The sequence below is a fragment of the Butyrivibrio sp. AE2005 genome (assembly GCF_000686965.1).
In the GTDB taxonomy this organism is placed as follows: domain Bacteria; phylum Bacillota; class Clostridia; order Lachnospirales; family Lachnospiraceae; genus Butyrivibrio; species Butyrivibrio hungatei_A.
Genome location: NZ_JMMD01000001.1, coordinates 13,933 through 38,801, shown reverse-complemented (window position 1 = coordinate 38,801; position 24,869 = coordinate 13,933). Strand labels below are relative to the sequence as shown.

At 41.1% G+C, this 24,869-nt stretch carries 22 protein-coding genes; 6 read left to right on the top strand and 16 right to left on the bottom strand.

Features of this window, described 5'->3' with window-relative positions:
* Positions 1–10: 10 nt before the first annotated feature.
* The gene (locus tag DL92_RS19900; protein WP_051594105.1) at positions 11–814 is read right to left on the bottom strand and encodes a CPBP family intramembrane glutamic endopeptidase; all 804 of its coding nucleotides are present in this window, start codon (positions 812–814) and stop codon (positions 11–13) included.
* Between the two features lie 213 nt (positions 815–1,027).
* Here DL92_RS19900 and DL92_RS0100180 point away from each other — a divergent pair, with 213 nt between their 5' ends.
* The 6 genes from DL92_RS0100180 (at position 1,028) to DL92_RS0100155 (ending at position 5,164) form a co-directional block, all read left to right on the top strand.
* The gene (locus DL92_RS0100180) at positions 1,028–1,399 is read left to right on the top strand and encodes a GntR family transcriptional regulator (RefSeq protein WP_026655267.1); all 372 of its coding nucleotides are present in this window, start codon (positions 1,028–1,030) and stop codon (positions 1,397–1,399) included.
* Positions 1,400–1,417: 18 nt separating this feature from the next.
* Positions 1,418–2,335 carry an ATP-binding cassette domain-containing protein gene (locus DL92_RS0100175; RefSeq protein ID WP_026655268.1) on the top strand — a complete coding sequence of 306 codons (918 nt, stop codon included), beginning with the start codon at positions 1,418–1,420 and terminating at the stop codon, positions 2,333–2,335.
* 16 nt (positions 2,336–2,351) lie between these two features.
* A complete protein-coding gene (locus tag DL92_RS0100170; RefSeq protein ID WP_026655269.1) occupies positions 2,352–3,020 on the top strand; it encodes a hypothetical protein in 669 nt (222 codons plus the stop codon).
* A gap of 1 nt (position 3,021) precedes the next feature.
* Positions 3,022–3,708 (top strand): hypothetical protein, encoded by a 687-nt coding sequence (locus DL92_RS0100165; RefSeq protein ID WP_026666554.1) that lies wholly within the window; start codon positions 3,022–3,024, stop codon positions 3,706–3,708.
* Between the two features lie 45 nt (positions 3,709–3,753).
* Entirely contained in the window at positions 3,754–4,422 is a 669-nt protein-coding gene (locus DL92_RS0100160; protein ID WP_026666553.1) for a hypothetical protein, read from the top strand.
* Between the two features lie 88 nt (positions 4,423–4,510).
* Positions 4,511–5,164 (top strand): hypothetical protein, encoded by a 654-nt coding sequence (locus tag DL92_RS0100155; protein ID WP_026666552.1) that lies wholly within the window; start codon positions 4,511–4,513, stop codon positions 5,162–5,164.
* A 574-nt stretch (positions 5,165–5,738) separates the two neighbouring features.
* On the opposite strand, the gene DL92_RS0100145 is transcribed toward DL92_RS0100155, so the two are convergent.
* From DL92_RS0100145 to DL92_RS0100075, 15 genes are all read right to left on the bottom strand, one after another.
* On the bottom strand, positions 5,739–6,944 hold the full coding sequence (locus DL92_RS0100145; protein WP_051594106.1) for an SGNH/GDSL hydrolase family protein: 1,206 nt from the start codon (positions 6,942–6,944) through the stop codon (positions 5,739–5,741).
* A complete protein-coding gene (locus DL92_RS0100140) occupies positions 6,901–7,842 on the bottom strand; it encodes a type I phosphomannose isomerase catalytic subunit (RefSeq protein ID WP_026655276.1) in 942 nt (313 codons plus the stop codon). The genes DL92_RS0100145 and DL92_RS0100140 overlap by 44 nt, the downstream gene beginning before the upstream one ends.
* A 9-nt stretch (positions 7,843–7,851) precedes the next feature.
* Positions 7,852–9,027: a glycoside hydrolase family 130 protein gene (locus DL92_RS0100135; protein WP_026666550.1), complete on the bottom strand. Its 1,176-nt coding sequence runs from the start codon at positions 9,025–9,027 to the stop codon at positions 7,852–7,854.
* Positions 9,017–10,183, bottom strand: coding sequence for an AGE family epimerase/isomerase (locus DL92_RS0100130; RefSeq protein WP_026666549.1), 1,167 nt, complete (start codon positions 10,181–10,183; stop codon positions 9,017–9,019). The genes DL92_RS0100135 and DL92_RS0100130 overlap by 11 nt, the downstream gene beginning before the upstream one ends.
* A 6-nt stretch (positions 10,184–10,189) precedes the next feature.
* Complete coding sequence (locus tag DL92_RS0100125) at positions 10,190–11,071, bottom strand: carbohydrate ABC transporter permease (protein ID WP_051625184.1); 882 nt, start codon at positions 11,069–11,071, stop codon at positions 10,190–10,192.
* On the bottom strand, positions 11,071–12,030 hold the full coding sequence (locus DL92_RS17745; RefSeq protein WP_051625183.1) for a carbohydrate ABC transporter permease: 960 nt from the start codon (positions 12,028–12,030) through the stop codon (positions 11,071–11,073). Before DL92_RS17745 ends, DL92_RS0100125 begins: the two co-directional genes overlap by 1 nt.
* An 84-nt stretch (positions 12,031–12,114) precedes the next feature.
* Positions 12,115–13,560 carry an ABC transporter substrate-binding protein gene (locus tag DL92_RS0100115; RefSeq protein WP_026655280.1) on the bottom strand — a complete coding sequence of 482 codons (1,446 nt, stop codon included), beginning with the start codon at positions 13,558–13,560 and terminating at the stop codon, positions 12,115–12,117.
* 276 nt (positions 13,561–13,836) lie between these two features.
* On the bottom strand, positions 13,837–14,862 hold the full coding sequence (locus tag DL92_RS0100110; RefSeq protein ID WP_026655281.1) for a LacI family DNA-binding transcriptional regulator: 1,026 nt from the start codon (positions 14,860–14,862) through the stop codon (positions 13,837–13,839).
* The gene (locus DL92_RS0100105; RefSeq protein WP_026655283.1) at positions 14,852–15,889 is read right to left on the bottom strand and encodes a LacI family DNA-binding transcriptional regulator; all 1,038 of its coding nucleotides are present in this window, start codon (positions 15,887–15,889) and stop codon (positions 14,852–14,854) included. Before DL92_RS0100105 ends, DL92_RS0100110 begins: the two co-directional genes overlap by 11 nt.
* Positions 15,890–15,948: 59 nt before the next feature.
* Positions 15,949–18,120 (bottom strand): alpha-galactosidase, encoded by a 2,172-nt coding sequence (locus DL92_RS0100100; protein ID WP_026666547.1) that lies wholly within the window; start codon positions 18,118–18,120, stop codon positions 15,949–15,951.
* A gap of 43 nt (positions 18,121–18,163) precedes the next feature.
* Positions 18,164–19,246 carry an SGNH/GDSL hydrolase family protein gene (locus DL92_RS0100095; protein WP_026666546.1) on the bottom strand — a complete coding sequence of 361 codons (1,083 nt, stop codon included), beginning with the start codon at positions 19,244–19,246 and terminating at the stop codon, positions 18,164–18,166.
* Positions 19,243–20,226, bottom strand: coding sequence for a glycosyl hydrolase (locus tag DL92_RS0100090; RefSeq protein WP_026666545.1), 984 nt, complete (start codon positions 20,224–20,226; stop codon positions 19,243–19,245). The genes DL92_RS0100095 and DL92_RS0100090 overlap by 4 nt, the downstream gene beginning before the upstream one ends.
* Before the next feature lie 56 nt (positions 20,227–20,282).
* Positions 20,283–22,748, bottom strand: a complete 2,466-nt coding sequence (locus tag DL92_RS0100085) for a beta-mannosidase (RefSeq protein WP_026666544.1) — start codon at positions 22,746–22,748, stop codon at positions 20,283–20,285.
* Between the two features lie 37 nt (positions 22,749–22,785).
* A complete protein-coding gene (locus DL92_RS0100080) occupies positions 22,786–23,643 on the bottom strand; it encodes an ROK family protein (RefSeq protein ID WP_034468227.1) in 858 nt (285 codons plus the stop codon).
* 240 nt (positions 23,644–23,883) lie between these two features.
* Positions 23,884–24,864, bottom strand: coding sequence for a LacI family DNA-binding transcriptional regulator (locus DL92_RS0100075; protein WP_026655288.1), 981 nt, complete (start codon positions 24,862–24,864; stop codon positions 23,884–23,886).
* Positions 24,865–24,869 lie beyond the last annotated feature (5 nt).

Here is a 24,869-nt window from a genome sequence, read left to right as displayed (position 1 = left end):
TAGCTATCGATTATTTCATCTTTCTTTTGCCAAACTCTCTGCGGAGCTGTATAAAAGCAATTACGGCACAAACAACCGTTACAGAAACAGCATATATTCCTTCGGAAAGTGTTATATCCTCTGTCGCTTTTTGTACCGCAAGTCCGGTATCCGAGTTAATGAAACAGTCCCAAAACTCGGATGTAAAGTCAATAAGTCCGTGCAAAACAGAAACAACCCATATGCTATCCGTAATGTAGTACACGCAAGCCAGACAGCATCCGATTGCAATTGCATAGATAACCTGTGAAACAGTCGCGATAACCCTTGTAGGTGAAGATATAAGATTCGAAAAGTGCAAAAGCCCAAATACAATCGATGAGATAAGTATTGCTTTTACTATACCTTTTCTGCTTTCACCAAAACGATATCTGAAGGAGTTAAAAAGTGTACCTCTAAGCATTGATTCTTCAAACATTCCGGTTCCCATATTGCAAACAAATGCGAATATAAGTCTTGGAAGAGCCTTAACAAAAGAAATTTCAGGCTGCGAAAAGTCATCATAAAGATTAAGAACAACCAATGCCATAAGTGTTATTCCCGTACAAAAAACTCCTTTTGCAAATCCTTTACTTCTGAATCTAAAGTCAGTTCCGTATAACCTGTTTGCCAAAAATAGTCCCAATATAGCAATCAGATAGCGCGAAGCCGCTTGCAAAGTATCTTTTAATGTTTCATCACGAACAAAAATACTTGCCAATATTTCCGACGCCACAAATAAAAAGAATAATAAAAACGTTAAAAGTATTCCGTAGATAAATTTTTTTGTCTTCATTCTCAGATAGATCCCTTCATGTCATTTAATTTGTTGCTATACTATGTTTGTCGTAGTACGTCTGTAATAGTATTAATACTACGTCAGTCGTAATATGTCAATATGTTTTCGGAAATTTTGAATTTGACTTCTATGTGTTATTAGTGTATATATAACACATAAACAGTTTCATCTGAATCAATAACACTAACTGTATTTTTAATGAGGAATCATATGAAAATCTCACAGAATTCAGGTGTGCCAATCTACCAGCAGATTGCTGACTATTTCCGCGGTGAGGTACTTGAAGGGCGAATCGGTCAGGGTGAATACCTGCCATCGATACGGGGACTTGCCAAGGAACTTAAGATCAGCGTCATCACAACCATAAAGGCATATGAACAGCTTGAAAGCGAAGGGCTTGTAACAGCCGTCCAAGGAAAAGGTTATTACGTAAACGCCCAGGACACTGAAATGCTCAAAGAGCAGCATATTCGCAAGGTTGAAGACGCACTTCTTGATGCGATCAAATTTGCAAAGATCGCGAAGATGTCAGACAGCGAGCTTATCAGCACACTAAAGACATTGCAGAAATTGGATAATTAATAACGGAGGCATTAAGCTATGAAAGCAGAAGCAGTCATCTCATGTAAAAACATCAGTAAAAAATACCGTCATTTCGAGCTTAATATTGACAGTATCAATTTTCCCAAAGGATTCGCAACGGCACTTATCGGCGAAAACGGCGCAGGTAAAACTACTTTGCTCGAAATGATCGCAGGTATAAAGCAGGTTCATAAAGGCGAAATCACTTACTTTGGTAATTACACGGAAAAAGACAGGGAAAACGATCCTTACGTTAAAGAACACATCGGCTATACCGGTACCGACAAGCACTACTTCCTCCCCCACTGGACACTCAAGCAGACAAAAGAGATTCAGTCTGTATTGTTCGATAATTTCGACGGAGAAAAATACGATCAGATCTTAGAAGATCTTGCGGTAACAAGCAGCTCACGTTCGGGTAAAGACAAAAAAGTAAGTAGTCTCTCAGATGGAAACCGCATAAAACTCATGCTTGCAGGTGTTCTTGCAAGAGATACCAAGCTCCTTCTCATGGATGAGCCCGCTTCTCCGCTTGATCCGCTTATGAGAGAAAGACTGTGTTCAATGCTCCGTGAATACCTCGCTTCTTCAGAGGATAACGACAAATCGGTTATCTTCTCCACTCACAACATCTCTGACATGGAGAACGTGACAGATTATGCGATCATAATTGAAAACGGAACCGTTGTCGAACAGGGCTTTGTAGAAGATCTAAAAGAGAAATATGTTTTTGTACGCGGTGAAAAGAAAGACGAAAAAGCCGCAAAGCATATCCTTTATGACATAACTTCGAATACCTACGGTTATGAGGGTCTTTGCCTCAGCGAAAACATTGATAAGCTTGCAGGAATGGATGTAGAAACCTCTATCCCCACTCTTTCACAGCTTGCCGTCGGCATTATGCGTGCATACACAAAGCTTAAGTCACATAGCTGATCGGAGGAGTATATAAATGAAACATCTATCAAGAATGATAACTGCGCATAATTGCTTTTGCAGTTTTTTATATAACATTGCAATGCTTGTTGTTATGCCTGCTTTTCTTGTTCCTTTTGCATTGGTAATTATGTCATTTGACAACTATATGGGTATAGCAATCATGATGACGCTTCTTTCATTTTTTACCTTATTAGCTGACTATATGCCTTTTAACGGAATTACCGCAAAAGGATTTTTCCTTGGAATAATAAAAACATCAACTCACGTTGACAGCTTTATAAAGGACGCAATAATTGCAGACCAGATAAGAAGGTTTGTGCAGCTGACCATCCCTCCTACACTAAGCCTGATCATAGCCACAATAATATCAGCCAATAGTATAGATATGCGTTTGCCGGTGTTTGTCTCAACCATAATCTTTCTTGACTACAGCACTACGACAGGCATCATTACATTTACGAGAAATATTCTGTCAAATAATGTACACGCATATATATCACTACCGCTAACCGCAATAATTGGTGCGCTTAACGCATGCATGCTGTTCCTGTTTATTTATGATTCCATTCATATACCGTTTATTATATGGCTTCCGATAAGTTTTATTTTATCTGTAATAATCAGTATTTTGGTTTTTAATTACACAACAGATCGTTGCTTTTCTAACATCAAGGAGTATTGACATGAAAAAAGAAATAAAGAAAATAATAACTATTATAAAAGCCGCTCCACAATTAAAAACACGAATAATCAGTGCATTATTGTTCTTGATTGCAGGAATATGTTTCGAGATAACTGCAAAGACATCAAGTACATATAACATTCTGGGGTTATTTTATCTTTCCAACGTTACCGGACAAATATACCAGACCATAATGTCGGTTAGTTGCACCGGGCTTGGCCAAACCTCCTCATCAGCAAAAAAACTCCAAATTAGTTTTCCCTTTTATATAAAGCTACTTGTGAACAGTATCCTCTTTTTTATTGTTTCCTTTAACAGCGTTTATATTGCAAGTAAACCAGCACTTGATATGTCTATAAAAGAAAACATCAGCTTACAATGCTTTTATATTCTAATGTTTAGCGCAATATGCTTCTTTTCATCCATATATGAAATTTTAAGTCATAAATTCTTTGGCCTTTCTCTTGTTTGTATGATATTATTTACATTTATTTTTATAACTATGATTTCTTATTCAATAATACATCCTCAATCTTTTTACAATATTACTAATCTCACATTTCCAATCGCTATTACTTTAGGCTTTCTTATTCTAATAGCAGGTTCACTGCTCTCAACTCTTTTTGCAAACCTGCTATATAAATACCCTATATCCGCACATGTAATGAGAGTCAATAATAAAGCTTAAGGAAAAGACCAAAAAAATTGCCTTCTATCATCAAGGAGATCAGACATGAAAAAAGAAATAACGAAAATAATGACTATTATAAAAGCGGCTCCACAATTAAAATCCCAGATTTTCATCGGAATATTTCTATTTGTCGGAGGAGTATTTTGTGAGTTTTCTTCAGATTTAGGAAATACAGGTATAATTGGATTGTCAACTTGTGTATGCCTGATATATCAATCAATCATGATATCAAGCGGAAGCAGCATAGTTCAATCCTCGGCATCTGCAAAAAAACTCCAGACCCTATATCCATTCATTCTGCAAATGCCATTTCACATTATTATATTTGCGCTACTCTCCTGGCACAGAGTTTATCTTTCAAGTAAGCCAATACCCGATATGTCAGCAGATCGCATCTATGCTATACAATGCGGATTGATTATCTTGTATAGCATTGCGATATTTATCATTTCTATTTCTGAGATTATCACCCGAAAAATCTTTGTTTTCGGAGTAATTTGCATTTGTATTACTTATGCACCAATAATTTTATCAATCTGTTTTATTGGTATACGCGTGCCGTCATTACTATACAAGCTTACCCTAACAGCTTCTATCGCCGCAGGATTCGCAATAGTAATAACAGGTTCACTGCTTTCAATCCTTCTAGCAAACCTGCTCTATAAGTACCCAATATCAGCTCATGTTATGAAGGCAAACAACAAAGCTTAGCAAATACCTCGCCGGCTTTTGATCAATTATGAAGTGAAATAATTTATGTACAAGAAAAACCAATCTCACCTTGTCATTAAGGAGCCACATGAAAAAAGAAATCAAAAAAATAATAACAATAATCAAAACTGATCCGCACTTAAAATCTCAGCTTATATTATCAGTAGTCGTGTTTTTACTAGGAATGATTGGCGAGCTCTTATCACATAGTAATTTATCAAACATGATATTCTTTACTAATTCCGCAATTTTCTTTTTTATGAGCATTGTGAACACAAGCGGATCAGGACTTGCGCAGTCATCACCGTCAGCCAAAAAACTCCAGACCGTATACCCCTTTTATATACAAATCCCCCTGTATATAATCACTTTTCTATTAATATCAATACACAGGTTATATATTGTAAGTAAACCGTTACCGAATCTTTCTTTACAAGAAAGCTATGCAAAACACGGCACGCTCATTTTGGCTTTCAGTGTACTCTGCATCAATTTTATGTTGTATGAAATTTTATTTAGCAAGCGCACACTATTGAGTATTATATTCATGGTAATCATATTTATTCCAACAATCATCTTCACATCCATGCTGGATGAATTTTTTAAGATCAACATGAAAATCGCAATAGCCATCGGTTTTCTGATAATGATAGCAGGATCACTACTCTCGATCCTCGTAGCAAACCTGCTCTATAAATACCCGGTATCAGCTCATTTTATGAAAGAAAACAACAAAGCCTAAGCAGCAACTCTTCCCGTGTTGTTCTGCCACTTTTCATCGCTCTCCAATATAGGCAGTGCACTTTAATATAAAGCAATAAATCCCTGTCCATACTTGCATTTACCGCATAATAGACAGGGTAAAGGCAGTAAAATGCCCTGTCTATTTTTCCATTTACCGCATAATGGACAGGAAAATGGCAGTAAATAGCTCTGTCTATATTTCCATTTACCGCATAATAGACAGGGAAAAGACAGCAAATAGCCCTGTCTATTTTTCCATTTCGCGCATAATGGACAGGAAAAAGGCAGCAAAAACCCCTGTCTATTTTTCCATTTTCCGCAAAATAGACAGGGTAAAGGCAGCAAATAGCCCTGTCCATACTTGCATTTACTGCAAAATGGACAGGGTAAGCTGACTGTAATTCAACTAACAAGCATAAACATCCGAAATATCCAATACGCATCGGCTGCAGATTTCGTGAGAGCTTGATACAGTAAACAAACAATTTCTTCGGCGAAACCGACTCAAATGGCCTGTTTGCGAGCGCCTTGAATCTATGATTCAAAACATCCCACAAATGCAAGTCTTTCTATCACACTCCCAACACCGCCTCTATCTTCTTCACCAATGATTCTGCTGCCTTTTTGTGAGCCGCATGGCCGGGATGCGATCTCGAGCCAAACTCTCCGGCAAGTGTCGGCGGAAGCTGATGATAATATACCTTGCTGTCGTTTTCCTGCTTGGAATACTCAGCAACTGCCGCTGACAGCAGGTTTGTCATCTGAGTGTTAATTATATCAGAATCCTGAAGCAGCATTCCGTAAGCCCATATTATTATGGCACCCGGGCGCTTCTCTCTGACCTTTTTCAAAAAAGCTTTTGCGCCGTTCTTAAGCACTGCCACATCCTCCGACGGGATCTCACCTTTTTCATTCAGATAGTGAATATTATCACTTCCCATGCTCCTTGCAGCTTCATGGCTACTTACGGAATACGCACCCGCATCATTCGTACCCAAATTAATAATGACGATATCAGGTTCAAAAAGAGAGAAATCATATTTCTCATAAGTCCCAAGCTCACAAGCTTTTCCGTCCGGAACAAGCCCGCACACCTCATCATAGAATAACGGCATATTTTCTTTCGGATTGCCATTCCAGGACCACACAAAGCCATAACCGCTCTGGCTGAAAACCTCATAGTCAGCCCCCAGTTTTTGAGCTGTGATATATGTATAATTATCGAAAGCATCAAAACATGCGCTATTCCAGTCCTGTTCACAGACAGGCCCCATGCAGCCTTCGCCTGATGTTATACTGTCTCCTATGAACTCAATCCTATGCCCCGGTTCATCCACATTTTCAAATGTACCATCGGTAAAAACAGCTTCAATCCGTATCAGGGTATCACCATCCGCCGCCATAGCGGGTGTATCTCGCATAATCTTGATATTTCTGAGCGGAATATCACTTTCGCCAGATCCCGCATTTCCTTGCCAGATTGTGATCTCATTTATTCCCTTTTCAAGCGGTCTCTTCTGATATCTTACGCCTTCAACAAGAACATCAATCCACGGCTCAAAGACTGAATAGTCTGCGTAACAGCGAAGTTTCACCACAGTGGCACGTACATTCATTTCTATTCCCGAACCATTCCAGAACAGCGTTAAAGGATCAAGACATGCAGTTCTCCTGCCATGAATCTTCAATTTTTCTATTTCTGAAATTTTATACTCTCTAAGCATATTCTCATCCTTAAATATACGTGAAAAGTGCCTCACACTCTCCGCAAATCTCATAATTTCCATCACCGGCGGGGAGAAAGAAGCTGTCGCCCTTTTTAAATCTCACATCCTCGTTGTCATTCTTTATTTCCCCTTCTCCCGAAAGGAACAGAATATGTAAAAACGAGTTCTCGTCAACCGTACCGCTAAGCTTATTCATGATCTTACCGCTTAGATTGACTTTATCAACCGTAAAATATTTGCAGTTTCCGATATGCGGTTCAGGTCTCGAAACCTTTTTTGCTGGAAAAAGATCGGTCACTTCAAGTGCTTTTTCTATATGAAGTTTACGCAGATTTCCGTTCTTATCGCGTCTTCCGTAATCATACACCCTGTAAGTGATATCTGAATTTTCCTGAATTTCTGCAAGAAGAATCCCCTCACCGATTGCATGCAGAGTATCCGCCTCAATGAAAACAACATCCCCTTTGCTTACGGGATATGCATTAAGAACTTCTGTAAGAGTCTGATTCTCTATGCGCTTTCGAAACTCTTCTTTGGAAATCTCGCGTTTAAAGCCATAATACAAAAAAGCATTATCTTTGGCATCAATTATATACCACATCTCCGTCTTTCCGTACTGCCCTTCTTTTTTCAGAGCGTAATCATCTGACGGATGAACCTGCAATGACAGATCTTTTCTTGCATCAATAAGCTTGATAAGTATTGGAAATTCCCTGAATTTCTCGCAGTTTTTTCCAAGGACATTCTTACCTTTTTCATTTATATAATCAGTGAGCGTCTTTCCCGCAAACTCACCGTTTTCAATCACAGACTCGCAACCGGGATAACATGACAGCTCCCAGCTTTCCGCGGTCACATCGCCTGCCGGTCTTTTACCGAATTCGTCGACAAGGCGGTTTCCTCCCCACAGATAATCTTTGGTGGGAGCCTGTAGTTTCAATACTGCCATATTTGCTCCTTAAATCTCATTTTTTAATACTTCAAGATTTTTCTTTATAAGCTCGCATCTTTGCTGCACGCAAAGCACGCTTCTGCCGGGATCTTCGGGAGTTCCGAAGATATAATCACTAAGAAGTTCAATACTTGTTTTTGCAACATATACCCTTGTATCGCTGCCTGCATAATAAAGAAGAATATCGCCGTTTTCTTCTACAATCGCGCCGTTTGAGAATACAACGTTTGAAACGTCTCCTACTCTCTCCCATCCAAGCGGTCCAAGAAGAAGTCCTCCGGGCTCCGCTATAACTTTTCCGGGATCATATAGATCTGTTGCATAGGCATAAAGGACGTATCTTAGTCCTGCTGCCGTATTTCTTACGCCGTGTGCGATATGAAGCCATCCCTTGTCTATCTTTATAGGCACAACGCATTCACCGTTCTTGGCTTCCGTAATCTGATGATATCTTCTTCTGCTAAGAATCTTTTCCTCATCTATCACTGCATGTTCAATATCATCACACAGCCCAAAGCCTATACCACCGCCGCTTCCGGTATCGATAAAGCTGTCCATTGGACGGGTGTAAAAAGCATATTTTCCGTCAACAAACTCAGGATGAAGAACAACATTTCTCTGCTGAGGCGAGCGTTTTGTAACAAGATTAGGAAGTCGCTCCCACTTTTTAAGATCTTTTGTCCTTACAATTCCTGCTGCCGCAACTGCCGCCGAGAGATCGTTTGTGGAATCATCGTGGCTCTCGGAACAGAACACTCCGTATATCCAACCATCCTCATGCTGCGTAAGCCTCATGTCATAGACATTTGTCTCTTCCTTACAAGTGTCATCAAGCAAGATCGGATAATCCCAAAATCTGAAATTATCTATGCCGTTATCACTTTCAGCAACTCCAAAAAAAGACTTTCTGTCATTGCCTTCTATTCTGGCAACAAGATAATACTTCCCATTAAGTTTAATGGCTCCTGAATTAAGAACTGCATTTATCCCAAGCCTCTCCTGAAAATTCGGATTACTCTTTATATCAAGATCGTATCTCCACGTAAGCGGAATATGCTGTCTTGTAAGAACCGGATATTTATATCTTGTATATACTCCGTTATAAAAATCCGCAGGTTCATTCTTCCGCGACATGAGCTTTTCCTGTCTATCCTTTTCAATGTAATATCTCTCATGTAACATTTCTTGTTATTACCTCCAAACACATTCTTCCGTTATGATACGGACACTTCCACGGCTCAACTATAGGCTTGTCCTTCGCGGATACGCCGTTTTTATCGACATACCAGAACCACTCAGATCCGGGTCTCTTATCGATGACAAATTCTTTTATGTAATCCCAAAGAGCCCGTGCCGCCTCAAGATATTCTTTTTTCTCGGGATGTCTTTCGTATGCATCAAGAAATCCATTAATTCCTTCAGCCTGCACCCACCAGACTCTGTCCTCTTTTACAACTGAATTCTGTCCCTCGACGGGAATTGATTTTCCGTCAAAAGCAACTTTATATACTTCACTCGCCATCTCCTCCGTCATTCTGCCGATTTTTGCCGAAAGGTCACCGTCGCCAAGAATATCGGTTGTCCTATTTATCAGCCATGCCGCTTCTATGTCATGTCCGTAGGAATAAAGATCGACCAGGCTGTTATAATCTTTGTCAAAAAAGACTTCCTGTCTGCGAAGCTTTGGATTATATATCTTGGTACTTACTATTTTCAGAATCTCATATAAAGATTTTCTGACTCTGCCATCACCCGATACTCTGTAAAGCTCCGTATATCCCTCCATAACATGCAAAAGAGTATTCATGCTCCTTACCGCGTCGGTACCGTTTTCCGACAGCTTTTCATTTGATACAGGCTTGAACTCTCTGTCGAACGCTTCAAGATATCCACGCTCATCACGCATTTTCTTTTCTATAAGTTCGTAGAGCGAAACAGCCATCTTCAGTGCTTCCCAATCTCCCGATGCATCAAAATAAGCAGACAGTCCGTAGATGGTAAAAGCCTGATTATATGTATGTTTTGTAGTATCAAGAGGCTTTCCGTCATAAGATACCGACCAGAATACCCCGCCATATTCATCATCAATGCAATATTTTTTTAAAAACTCATACGCATGCGTAGCCTCGCTTAAAAGCGTTTTATCTACGAGAACTTTGTATGCTCTTGAAAAAAACCATAATATCCTGCTGTTTAGTATGCAGCCCTTTTCATATTTTTTATCAACGGCAAGATCATAGCCCATATAGCCGTAATATCCGCCGAATTCATCGTCTCTTAAACCTTTCCAAAAAGGTATGATCCCATTCAGAAGATGCTCCTTTATTTCACTGACCATTACTTATCACCCCTTTACCGCACCGGCTGCAACGCCGTTATAAATCTGTTTCTGACAAAGCAAGAATATTATCAGAGCAGGAAGAAGTGACATGATCACGCCGGCACAGATAAGATGATACTGATTACCCATAGGCCCCGTGAATGTGTACAATGATGTGGCTACCGTACAGAGTTTTCTTTTATCCTGAAGATACAGGTTCGCGCAATAATACTCGTTGTAAACGCCAACGCCCTTAAGAATCAGATTCGTAACAATCGCAGGTTTTAAGAGCGGAAACAATATCTTTGCATAAATCTGGAAGTAATTCGCACCGTCCAAAAAGGCACTTTCATCAAGCGAAACGGGAAGGTTTTCAAAAAACTGAATGTAGATGTAAATTGACATTACATCCGTTCCCATCATCATGATGATGTATCCGTACAAAGTATTTACAAGTCCGAGATTTACCATTATTTCATATACCGAAACCTGCATGGCAATTCCCGGAAGAAGCGCCGCAAAAGTAAACAGATTCCTGATAAGCGCATTGCCGGGAAAGCTAAAGCGATTTAGAACATATGCAAGCTGAGAGCCTATCATGGTCGATCCCGCAAGTACAAATAAAAGAATTATTCCCGAGTTAATAAATGCCAGTCCCATATTTGCCTGAGCAAAAGCCTGAACATAATTGTTAAAATTAAAAAAGTTTTCCGGAAGTGTCATAACATTGGTGCTCTGATACTCAACCTCTGTTTTCAGCGAAGTTATGACACAGGATACTATAGGCAGTACTGCCAAAAAAGCACAAAGTGCAACAGAAGCATACTTTATGATTCCCCAAACAATATCACCAATACGCTTCTTTTTCTTCGGAACAACACTTGCAATTACTGTATCTGATGACATTATTTACCTCCTCTTTGCATCTGCATTCTTGCCTTTGCTTCCCTTTTACGCTGTTTCTTGAACGCTCTTTCATCCATATCTGTTCCCGCATTTCTAAACAGGAACCTAAATATTGCATCCTGAATAAATTTGGCAATGAAGATGATCACAAGAAGGAATACCGCCATCGCACTGGCAAGTCCGACCTTCTGACTTGTATGAGCAATATCATTCATTACTACAAAGAATGTTCCCGTGCCGTTTGCACCGCTTGTTATAACAAAAGGCGGCTCAAATGCCGAAAGAGATCCTGTAATAGCCAAGATTACATTCAGTGTTACTATTGTCTTTATGCTCGGTAAAATGATGTGCCAGAATGTCTGCCACTTATTTGCGCCATCTATCGACGCTGCTTCATAAAGCGTACTGTCCACCGACATCATTGCCCCAAGGAAAAGAACCATTGTCGAGCCCAGGTATCTCCACACCGACGAATATACGAGCGACCAGTTGTTTATCGATTGGTCTTTTAACCAATACGGAAGATCATTCGGATTGAAACCTATCGCTTGAAGAACCGTGTCCAGCACAAATCCTCTTGTATAAAAAAACTTGAAAATGAATCCGATAGCTATACCGTTTATCAGATAAGGGAAGAAAATAAATCCCTTCCAGAAGTTTTCAGCTTTTACCTTAAAGCAGAATATTGTTGCAAGATATAATGCAAGAAATACCTGAATAACCGCTCCGGCCATATAATACAGTGACAAAAGCAGCGTTCTCAGAATATCTTCACGTTTAAAAATCTGTATATAGTTTTTGAATCCCACGAATTTCCTTGGTCCAATGTATTTCATGTTATAAAAGCTGAACTGGACCATTTTACCAAAAGGATAATATGTGAACAAAATCAGTAATCCTACCGGAATAATGAGAAATGTTAATATTACCTGTGCCTGTTTCCACTTTCTTTTGTTCATAGGGTTATCTCACTTTCTTTCTATAAGTTGAGGCGGAATCATACAATTCCGCCCCTCCCCCGCAGCTCATAAAAAATTTATAAATCAGTTGTCTGTATCAACTCCGTTAAGTTCCTGTGCTTCTGTCCACGCTTTATTCCAACTGTCCATGATCTGGTCAAAAGTCATATCACCGTTGGATGCATGCTCTATGATTGCCTGAACTTTCTTGTCACCACCGCTGTTAATGCTAAGTTCCGAATCGGAATTGAGTGTATCTTTAAGATCTTCTTCTCCCGCAAGTGCAGGTTCGTCGGAAACATATTCAACTCCGTCAAATGCCGCATAAAGATCGGGATATTTGTCATCTTCGGCATTGATAGGAATACCGCCTTCGTTGTATGAGTATCCCGACTCATTTGTCATCCACTTTACAAAAAGAAGTGACGCCATACGATTTTCATCGCTTGCATCCTTATTGATTCCGAATGCGTAATCAGGACCTGCTGTAGCATACTGCTTGCCGTTAACCGTGATAGGGAAGCTCATATATCCGATGTCCTCAGGCTTATCTCCTGCTGCCTGCATCTGAGAATATGCCCATGAGCCAAGTACCATAGTTCCGATCTCGCCTCTGTTAAGCATGCCTTTGCAGCCTTCCCAGTCTGTAGTTGAATAGTCATCCTCAATAAGGCCTTTTGCAACTGCATCATAAAGGACTTTATACACATTGTATGCATGTGATCCGTCACCTGGATCGGCGAAAGGATTTGCCGTATGAGCAAGCTTCTGATTCATGTATGTTGCATCACCTGTAGCAGTTCCCGCAATATATGCATCCCATGCTCCCATTGTCCAGCCTGCGGCATAGTTTGTATAAAGAGGGATCGCATCCGTCTTTTCTTTTATCAGAGTTAAGTCATTTATAAATTCCTCCGGTGTCTTGGGTAAAGTTGTGATTCCTGCCTTCTCAAATACTGCCTTGTTATAAAGAACACCCTGAGCATTTCCCGTAGACGGAACCCCGTAACATATTCCGTTATACTGCTTGTCCGTAGCAAAACGGATAGCACCTTTCATCTGATCTACTGTTCCATACGGCATGAAATAATTCGAGAGCTCAGATGCATCGATCGCCGGGATCATCATAATATCGCCCCAGTCACCACCCTGAAGACGAAGAAGCGAATCTTCCGCATAATCTGTAATAGCTTCAAATTCTACTGTAATTTCGGGATAAATCTTATTAAATTCCGCAACATAGTCTTTCCAACTTTTTCCCGAATAATCATCACCAACCATGTCCGTTCTATGTGTCAGAATCTTGATCGTAGTCTTGATATCCTTCCCCGTCTCACCCAGAACAACAGATGTATAGTTGTTATCCGCAGTATCTGCAGTGCCACCGTTACCGGCATTACCGGAATTTCCAGAAGCCTCGGAACCTGCCGTTCCCGGTTCCGTACCTGCACTCGGTGAAGAGCCACATGCGACGAGAGATGCAGCCACAGCTGCAGCAGCCAATAGAGCAATAGTCCTTTTTAAATTCATTTCATTCACCCCTTTTAATTAATTTAAGTAAAACCATGGTTCCAATACATTGTTCTTAAGTTAATTAATATTATATTTGTTCATCACCATTTTTCAATAGCACTTTTACAAAATTCAGTAAAAAAGAGCCGTTTCGTTAATCCTCAACAAAACGACTCCTTAAATATTGTTAATTATTTATAGACAAACCTTCTTAAATTAACTTAAATTAATTAAAGCAAAAAAAGACCAATCACTCGCGAAATGCCCACGCGCGAACGATTGGCCTTTCCACTATCAAACAGCTCTCACAGAGTCCCCGACGATCAGCTTTCCGCGTATCATCGCGGAGCTGAAAGGCATATCGGGATTACGAAGTCTCTGCGTCAGCAGCTCCATTGCCTTACTTATCATCACACTAAGATCTATTTCATAACTTGAAAGTTCAATGCTCTTGTTCATATCGGGAACATAATTATCAAATCCGATGACAGAAATATCCTTGGGAACTTTGTATCCTTTTTCTTTCAAATGCTCGATAAGCAAAAGCGCAGATACATCACAATTGCAGAAAAAAGCTGTCGGCATCTCTTTTGCCGAAGGAAGCGCAAATGTCCCCTCTGCGTCAAGATTACCATATTTATCCCTGTCATTGATCACCAATGGATTATCCCTAAACTCAACATCCAGACCTGCCGATGACAGGAACTTACACATTCCTATGTACCGCTCGTCAATACTCGGTGTCACCTTCAAAGTACCGACAAATCCGATCTTCCTGTGTCCTTTATCAAACAGATATCTGGTAATCTCATACCCTCCGAGGATATTATCGGTTATCACCGCATCACCTTCTATCTCCTCATATAAAGAATCCAGCGAAAGCATCGGTATCTTGGCTTTGTTTCTAAGCATACGAAGATATCCGACATTGAAAGCTCCAAGAATTATCAGTCCATCCACACTCTCCTGTGCAATGAGATTGGGAACACTTTCGGACTCTTCCGCCTCTCTGTTTATAACCTCCAAAAGAGTAAGAATTCTTTTATCATTTGACTGCACCGATAATTCTTTATAAATGTGCCAGTAGAATGACCTACTGTGATTCAGATATCTTTCCGCAACTATCACTCCAATTACGGTATTCTTTTTGGGATGATGGTTCTTTTCTTTTCGCACATATCCCATTTTGTCGGCAAGACTTAGTATCTCCTCACGCAGTTCATCACTGACGCCCTTTTTCCCCGCAAGAGCCTTCGACACGGTAACACTGCTTACGCCAAGCTTTTCTGCAATATCAGACAATGTAACATCACTCTGCATTATTATCCCTCAACTCTTTTATCGATGTTCTTTTCACAACGTTGGAATCCACCTCAAATATCGTTCCTGCAAGTGACGGATCCTCTATCTCGTTAATGACCTGCTCCACTGTGAGTCTGGCCATTTTCACAAGATCAACGTTGTAAGTTGTAAGCTTTCCTTCAAGATCGCTGTTAAGCAGGTAATTGTCATAACCGACAATTGATATATCTTCCGGAACACGTTTTCCCTGCTTTTTAAGCGCCTCATATAACAATCCGGCAGAAAAATCACTGCTGCACGCAAATGCTGTGGGCAGTTTCTTGGGTAGCTCTATCATAGGAGTTTCGTCATTCCCGCTCCTGTCCGGCAAAAGCCATTCACGATTCACCTTAAGGCCGTTCTCACGCATGCACTTTTTATATCCATAGTATCTGTCGATTATATTTCTGGAATAATCAAGTGCTCCGACAAATCCTATCTCTTTATGACCTGCTTTAACCAGCTCCTTTGTGGCTCTGTACATTCCGTAATAATTTCCCGACAAGACGGAAGTGTAATTACCTGTCTCAATCTGCTGATCCATGAAAACTACCGGCACTTTAACTGCCGCCAGCAGCCTGTTAAGAAACTTTTCTTTTATAGGTCCTATTATTATCACTCCGTCGGCATCCGTTACAGGTGGAAGTATTTCGTCATCGTCGTAATCCTTGACCATACTCAGCGACGTAAAGCATTCATTTTCCGAAACCGCATAAGCGACCTTCTGATACATCTCCCAGTAAAAAGAAGCGCCTATATAAATATATCTGTCTGAAACAATGACGCTGATGGTCTTTCCGATAAGTTCCGGATTTTCAACCTTTTTAGGCGTAGTCTTCCCGTATTTACTGTAATCAAGCCCCATCTTTGCCGCACATTCTTTTATCTTCGTGCGCATTTCGGCGCTCACTCCGGGTCTGCCCGCCAGTGAATTAGATACTGTAACAACAGATACTCCCAGGCTGTCAGCAATATCTTTTAGTTTTACCTTCTGTTTTGGTCTCATCTGTTATCCTCCGGCTCTTATTATGAATTAAATTAACTTAATAATCAATCCATAACAGTTTATACTGCTGTAATTTTAATGAACTGTGCTGCAAAGTCCTTGCTTCCGGGAATCAAAAGTCCCGCATTCATCAGCACATCTCCGTCATAAACTTTTCCGTTTACATCATATTTCATATCAGAGTCAAGTCCTTCAAGTCTAAGCAATCTGCTTCTTGAAAATGCCTTTGACAATACCTGCATATATATCATAAAAGCTTCCTTTTTGTCTTCGGAAACTATCATATATGCATCATATTCTTTATTTTTCCTGTATGACGCTATCCTGTAATACTCTCCGTCAAGGATCAGTCTTCTTATGCTTTTGTATCTGGCAATCTGCTTTGGGATCTGCTTTAGTTCATCTTCTGAAAGTTTGGTTACATCAAGCTCGTATCCGAAAGTTCCAAACATGGCCGCCACAGCTCTCGACTCAAAAGAAACTTCTCTTCCCGAAATATCATTGGGGCTTTTTGCAACATGAGATCCTATCGCAGATACCGGATAAAGCATTGCAGTACCTTCCTGTATCGAAAGACGTTCAACAGGATCCATATCATCCGAGCACCATATCTGAGGGCTGTAATACAGCATTCCCGCATCAAACCTGGCTCCACCCGAAGAACAGTTCTCGATCAGAACATATGGAAATTCCTTGGTTATCTTTTCCTGAATCTCATATACACCAAGGACGTGTCTGTGCCAAATCTCCCCCTGCCTGTCTGAAGGAAGATACTCAGAACCGACATCGGAAAGAGACCTGTTCATATCCCACTTAATATATACAACAGGAACTTCACGCAGTATTTTGGCCATACTTTCATAGATATAGTTTCTCACTTCAGGATTGGAATAATCCAAAACCCACTGATCACGCGCTCGCGCAGGTATTCTTCCCACTTGATGTAATATCCAGCCCGGATGTTTTTTATAAAGGTCCGTATCTTCACAGACCATTTCAGGCTCGAACCAAAGTCCGAACTTCATATCTATCTTTTTTAACTCATCGGTCAGCCCCTTTAGGCCGCCTTCCAGCTTATCTTCATTGCCATACCAGTCTCCGAGCCCTCCACTTGGCTGATTTCTGTTATATCCAAACCATCCGTCGTCAAGAACCTGAAGTTCTATTCCGCACTGCCTTGCCGTCTTTGCAATATCAAGAAGCTTGTCCTTATCAAAATCAAAATATGTTGCTTCCCAGTTATTGATAAGTATAGGTCTTTCCTTGCTCACCCAGTCTTGTCTTATCAGATGTTTTCTAAAAAGCTTATGATAATCTCTTGTCATCTTTCCAAGGCCGCAGGATGAATAGACAAGTGCAGCCTCAGGCGTTTGAAAAGAGTCTCCCGGTTCAAGCTTCCATGAGAATGTCTCGGGATTTATTCCCATGACCATCCTTATCTGGTCGTGAGCATTTTTCTTTACCTTTGCCATAAAATTGCCGGAGTAAATGAGCTGAGAAGCGTAGACTTCTCCGCATTTCCGGTCGGTATTTTTGGAAACGACAGCCATAAAAGGCATGGAATCATGGCCTTCTTCGCCTCTTGTCGACTCCGCTGTAATAGCCGCATGATTAAGAGGCGTCCTTTCAATTATGTGCTCTCTCGCCCACGCGCCGCACTGCGTTATAACTTCGCAGTCTCTCATCTCAAAGTCAAGGCATGAAGACAAGGCTCTTTCTATACATAATATTTTCGAGCCTCTGTTCTCGATAAGCGCAGAACGTATTACGGCATCACAATCATCAAACACGGTAAAAGACAAAGATACAACCAGACCGTAAATCTCATCCTCAAGCCTTATCACAAGCGTATCTGCATTGTCTCCAAAGCACGTGGGAAATCCCGCAACCTTTGCTTTCCCTTTTACAATCTCATACCCCTTGTATGACAGGTCACATCCTATCTGTCCCGCATCGCTCTTTACAGAAATGCAGCACTCCCTGAAATCACCGATCCCTCCGCAAGGATACTCAAGCTGTATCGCATCCATGAAGCCAAGCTGCTCCGCAGGCCTGATTGACGGAGGAACAATCTCATCAGGTCTTAGCAGATACGAAAGCTCGCTGCTTCTTATCTTTTTGCCGTAATAGATATGTGAAAGATACTTCCCATCCACTACTCCAAGAACATATGATGTATTTTCCGTATCAAGTTTCCATATTTGCTCACTGTCGTTATATACTATCGCCATATTTCCTCCAATCTCCTTAACCCGCTGTTGCTCACGCTTTGCTTTAAGATACTATTAATGATAACAGATAAAAGCTGTTTTTATCTGCTTCCGAGGCACTTACTATTTCTATATCCAATATGTGATCTTTTCTTTCGTTTTCGCTCAGCACAGGTTGCAAATAAAGGCAATCGCCCCAGTCTTCATCAAAATTCGAATCAAGTACAACAGCTTTTTCCCTGCATCCGTCCAAAACTGCCAGCGCAACGGGAGCAGGTCTGTTTATTGTCTTTCTGTACTGAATGGCAATCGTCCTTGCGCCGCTAAGCTCAAAGTGAATTGAATCACCTGCCTTGGTAGCTATCCAACCATTTTTAAAGAAGTCAAGATGTCCTTCTTTTTCTCTCGCATCGGCTCTAAAGCCCGATAATATCGGACTGCTGTTTTCAATGGTATATCTTAAAGAAGCTTCAAAGCGATTTGCTGTAACAGGTTCTTTTTCCTGCTCTTCTTGGCAATCAGATACGTTCATACCGCATATTTCATTGATCCTATCCGTTATCTCTTTTGCCAGAAGTTCGTGTCCGAGATCATTGGGATGTAGTCCATCCGGTGTAATGTCATTTCTATTATATCTTCCTTCAAGCATCCTCTTATATATCGTATCTTTAATGCTCACGTTGGGAATTCCGTAGTGCTTTCCGACTTCTAAATGTATATCCTCTGTTGTTCTGCCATCGTCATAGTACACATTATTAAGAAGCAGCATTGCAGGCTCTGTATCCGAGTACCATATTCGTCTTATCAGTCCCTCATATGTTTCTTTAAAAAGCTCTGCCTCTTCATCGTTTACGGAAAAATCCACGATTACAAAGTCAGGTCTGTACATAAGCAGATCCTTATAAACTCTGGACACTCCAAAATATGAGGAGGTTCCGCCTATTCCGGCATTCACATAATGAAACTTTGCATTCGGAAACTCTTTTTTAAACCAATCAAAAACTCTGTATGCATAGCACAGTTCTGGCTTGGATGACAAAGATCCTTGAGTTATCGAGCCTCCAAAGAAGCCAAGTACAAGTTCTTCACCCGCTTTGGCTCTATCAATCAGTTTTTTTATCCGCTTTATTCCTTCTACTTCATTCATATCTTTTTAACCTCATATAGTTTGGGGAGATTATCTTTTGTTACAACATTCGGGCTGTTATATACATCTTTCAAAAATTCAAATGTGTTATATTCTTCTGTCCTGCAAAAATCCAAAGACCATGTCATAAAGCTCGCCCACCCTATATGTTCATTGTGAACAGCCTCGGGATTCGGAAGAACACCTACTTCCGCAAGAATCATGGGCTTTTTCATCTCGGTTATTTCTTTAAGTTCATTATACTGCCCGGAATATGCTGTATGGACATGCTTATCGGTATAAAGGTCGACCGATATCACATCCACAACGTCATCTCCGGGATAAAACTCCTTAATATGCGAATTCCACACCCAGATAAGATTGTTAAGATGATGCACGCCCACAAAGCGCTCATACATTATTCTGTACAACTTTTTGACAGGCTCGGCGCCTTTCGCTCCCCACCAGAACCATGTTCCGTCGCTCTCATGGAACGGTCTCCACAAAATAGGGATCTCTTTTTCGCAAAACGGCCTCAGTACCCCGGCCATTACGTCAAGATCCGAGATCATCGCATTATATTCAGCAGTGCCCTCGGTTGCAGCTTTTTCAGGGTCAAAAGAAGTATTCTCTGTATAAAAAGCCTTAGACCTACCGTAAAGAGGCGAGAACCAGTGCCATGTGAATGTGATAAGCCCATGTTCATCAGCCCATTCCCAGGCTTTCTTAAGCGTTCCGTTGTTATGAACGATCTCATCCATACATTCATCATCAGTGTCGAGATAGTTTATATTCGGTGAATAAGACAAAAGTTCAAAGCCCAAAAGCGCCGGCCTCTTTCCCGTCTTTTCCTCTATCAGCTTAAGCTCTTCCTGCTCCATCGTCTGCGTATGCTGTCCTGTGATCATCTTTTCATATGTGATCTCGGCCAGATATTTGAGCACATTTCTTGCTCCCTGCTGCATATTCGCGTTACTCGGTTCATAAATCTTGTCACTCATACAATTCCTCCGGTAAAAATTCATTTAAGGTCATTTCGTGGTAAGTCTTTTTTCACTCAGTGAATATCAGCAACACTTCTGACCGTAAGATTATTGGCATCTCCCCTTATGATCCTGACAACCTTTACTCCGGGATTCATGTCAAAAAAGTTGTCTGAGAGTACCAGATCGTCATTCTCATTTCTAATTTCTATATTTTTGGCAAAAGCCTTTGCGCTTATTTCTATCTCATTTTCCGAGATCATTCTTACTGTGAGCCCCGGATCTTCAAAACGGAAATATTTCGCCGGCACAAAAAGAGCCGTTCCTTCCGATACCACCTCGCCCTCTTCTATGGCCTTAAAGGACACGTAACAGGAATATATGTCGATTTCGGGGAAGCTTTGCTCAGTCACCCACTTTGAAGAAAGCGGAGAAACAGTTACATCGACGGTACCCGAAGTATCGATTTCAAGTCCTTTTCCATCAATTTCTTTTCCGAAAGCGTCTCTAAGTTTCCACTCCACAGTATGCTTTCGCTCCGTCATGGTCTCATTGGAGATATTAAGCTTTATCGCAGGTATGAAGCTGCTATTTTCGGAATTTATCTCAATGCCTTCGGATACAGTGCTCGTCTCCTCACAGCTAAGAAGCACGGGCGCAAAAAATCTCTTGGCATAATAGTGCAGTGCCTTCCATCTTCCGTAATAGTCAACAGAAGCCCAGCTTATAACAGGCCAGCAGTCATTTAGCTGCCAATACAGAGTCCCCATGCACCTCCCCCTGTTTCTCCTAAAGTGCTCAACACCGTATCGTATCGCTTCTCCCGACAGAAGCTGAGAAGCATATATTAAAATATCAAAATCCGTAGGATACTTGAAAGTTGCCTGCATGTACTGCATTATCTTGGAATTGGCAGATTTGTTTCTCTGGTGCTTTTCCATGTTATAGGAAAAAAGGTTGAAGTCTTCCTCGCTTGTCATTACCGTTTCCAAGGTCTTCTTTGACGGAAGAGCCTGGAAGCCAAACTCCGACAGATATCTGAAGAAGTACTTTCTGTACTCGGTAAAAGGTTTTCCGTCATGCCATACCTGCCAGAAGTGAACATCTCCGCGGTCAAAGTCGTTGGGATCGTCAAAAGATCCTCCCGATGACGGACTGGATGGCCAGTATACCGCATCAGGTGCATATTCTTTTACCCACTTAGGAAAAAGATATTCATACATCTTGATATAATCAGCCTTTTGCTTATGAGTCTTAACCCACACTCCGTTTTTTACAAACATCTCCATCTCATTATTGCCGCAAATGAGAGCAAGACAGGCATGATCCGCTATTCGTCTTAAATTGTCTTTTATTTCAAGCCTGATATTCTCTTCAAATTCCTCGGTAAGGTCATAGACACCGCAGGCAAACATCATATCCTGCCATACCATGATCCCAAGTTCATCGCAGATATCATAGAAAGCATCATCCGGAAAAAAGCCGCCGCCCCAAACCCTGATGGAATTGAAGTTGGCCAATTTACAATCTTCAAGAAGTTTCCTTGTCCTTTCGGGCGTCATTCTTGTCAGATAGTTATCTTCCGGTATATAGTCTGCGCCAAATGCAAATACATCAAAGCCGTTTATGCAATGCGCGAAACTCTCTCCCCACTCATCTTTCTTTTTGGTTATGGTAAGGGTTCTCAGGCCGATTCTTTTTGTCAGAGAATCAAGCTCCGTATTTCCAAGTTTTAATTTTATATCCAGGTTATAAAGATTTTGTTCTCCGAATCCGGACGGCCACCAGAGCAAAGGATCTTCGACCACGATTTCATCGCCTGATCTGTAATTTTCATACTTAAGCTCTTTTCCCTGCGGATCTGTAAGAATCACATCACAGGAAATGCCTTTATCATCACCGTAAACTTCTCTGTCAATAAAAATACGTAGCCCGGCTTTACCGCCCGAGTGTCTCTGATGAACCCTGACATTCTCTATACGTGCAGTATTTATTCCAAGAATATATACAGGTCTGAAAAGTCCCGCATCAGGGATTCTCGGGCCCCAGTCCCAGCCGAACATGTAGTGGGCCTTTCTTATGTGAACAAAGCCTTCCATGGCATCTTCTGTTCCGTCGCACTCACTTTTTTCGTATGCATCCTTTATATATTTAAGCGCTGACCTGATGCAGACCTTTAATTCATTATCTTTTTCCTTTAAAAAATCTGTTATATCAATCCTGTAAGTCCTGTGCATGTTGCAGGCACATAGGATTTTGCTTCCGTTTAGATACACCTCCCCAACGGTATCGATTCCTTCGAATACAAGCTCTTTTTTCAAAGATGTCATGAGAGCATGATCAATATCGAACTTAGCCTCGTATTCAAAATCCTCTTCCATCATTTTCAGGGCAAATTTCTCATTGTCTGCCACAAACGGATCCGGGATTACTCCGTTATCCTGCAATGTATAGAGAACGCTACCCGGAACCTCTGTCCTGTAGCTGCTGCCATCGGATACTCTTTTCAGTATCCAGTTATTTATTGCAAATTTTTTCATCTATTGTCTCCGTATTTACTGCATCTCTCATCTAATCTTATTTAAGTGATGCCAAAAATAATGCTCCTTTTATTCCCTGCTGCCCCATAAGTCCCGCAGGTGTTATATAACTTTCAATATCCTGCATCTCTTTTGTATCAACATATCCGTTCATATAGGAAAGGGTTTTCTCGCGGATCATGGGAAAGAGCTTTTCTATATGCATAACACCGCCGCCAAGAATGATCCTCTCAGGGCAATAGCAACATATATATTGCATCAATGCCTTTCCGATGTAGTCTGCTTCCTGCTCCCAAACGCTCATATCATCAAGCAAAAGCTGCGGCTTCTTGCCATAGTGAGCCTCTATTGCAGGTCCCGATGCCAGTCCTTCAAAACAATTCTTATGATACGGACAGATTCCTTCAAAACCGTCTCTGCCGCTCACAGGCAAAAGAATATGCCCTGCCTCGGGATGGAGCGCTCCATGGAGGAGCTTGCCTTCAGCATAAACTCCAACTCCGATCCCGGTGCCTATTGTTATGTAGATTACGTTATTCAGCCCTTTTCCATTCCCATATTTGACTTCTCCCAAACATGCCGCGTTGACATCGGTATCTATTGTCACAGGGTAATCTGCCTTGCCAAAAGCTTCCATCCAGGAAAAGCCCACCCATTCCAGCTTCGGGCTTTTTCCTATCTTTCCGTAACTTTCCGAGTTCCTATCAAGGCACACAGGGCCGAACGCGCCTATTCCCATGCCTTCAATGTCATACTTTCCAAAAAAATCCATAATCTCAGGGATTGTTTCCCTCGGACTTCTCGTTTTTATCTCTGTGGTCTCTACTATATTTGACTTGTCGTCCCCAACAGCCAATACCATCTTTGTCCCACCTGCTTCTATCGCGCCATACATCTGTATTCCCCTCCGTTATCACTAAAAAGTAAATATGCTACCAAAAACTCCAATCCGGAATTTAATTAAATTAACTTAACTCAATCGCAATGTATTTGTATTTTACTTAAATATTGCACATATCAATCTATTTTTCAATAGTATTTCCATCTTTTTCTTTATCTTTAAAAAAACCGCTCTAACAAGCTGTTAAAGGCCTGTCAGAACGGTATCTTTTAAATATTCTATTTTTCAAATCAGTTACTTGGTACTCTCCCTTTCTATGTAAGAAACAGGAAGTATCGTGCGTTTTGGTACAACCTTGCCCTCAGAAGATGAAATGACTAGATCCACTGCCATTTCCGCCATTTCTTTAATGGGCTGGTGTATTGTCGAGATTGGCGGAGTCGTAAGCCTCGAAAGCAGAACATCATCAAAGCCTATAAGTTTTATATCTTCAGGTACTCTTTTGCCCATTTTCCTGCAAACCTGAAGAACCTGCGCCGCGATAAGATCGGAGCTTGCAAAAATTCCGTCTATCTCATTGTCGAGTTTAAGTTCTCCCGTCAAAAGAGCGTGATACTCAAGGTTGTTATACTGATTCATGCTGGTTGAAACCGCCTTATAGACAACACCGCGCTCTTCGCAGACTTTGGCAAAGCCTTTCAAACGATCATCTGCAGGCATGACGCTTTTCGAAACACCGCTTATGATAAGCAGGTGCTTGCAACCGCTTTTGATAAGCGCCTCGGCTGCGAGCATTCCTCCCTGCTCATTATCGCACTCAACTGCTGCCGTTCCGTTCTCAACAAAACGCTCAACGGTGATAAGCGGGATATTACTATTTGCAAATTCGAGCCCCTTTACAGTGGAGGAAAAAACTATAACACCGGCAACACGATTACTTGTGCACATATCAAGGTACTCTTTTTCCTTGTGATCTGCGCCCTTGGAATTGGCGAGCAAGATCTTATACCCTTTCTTGCTTGCCGCATTCTCAATGTTACTTATCATCTCGGAAAAATAAGGATGCCTTATGTGCGGCATAATAACGCCGATCGTATTCGTCGATTTCTTGGACAGGGATCTGGCTACTTCGTTGGGCTGATAATTGAGTTCTTCCATTGCAGCATATACCTTGGACCTTGTTTTGTCCGAGATATACCCTCTGTTGTTCAGAACCCTTGATACAGTTGTAACCGTCAGCCCACATCTGGCTGCGACATCCTTTAATGTAGCCATATTCC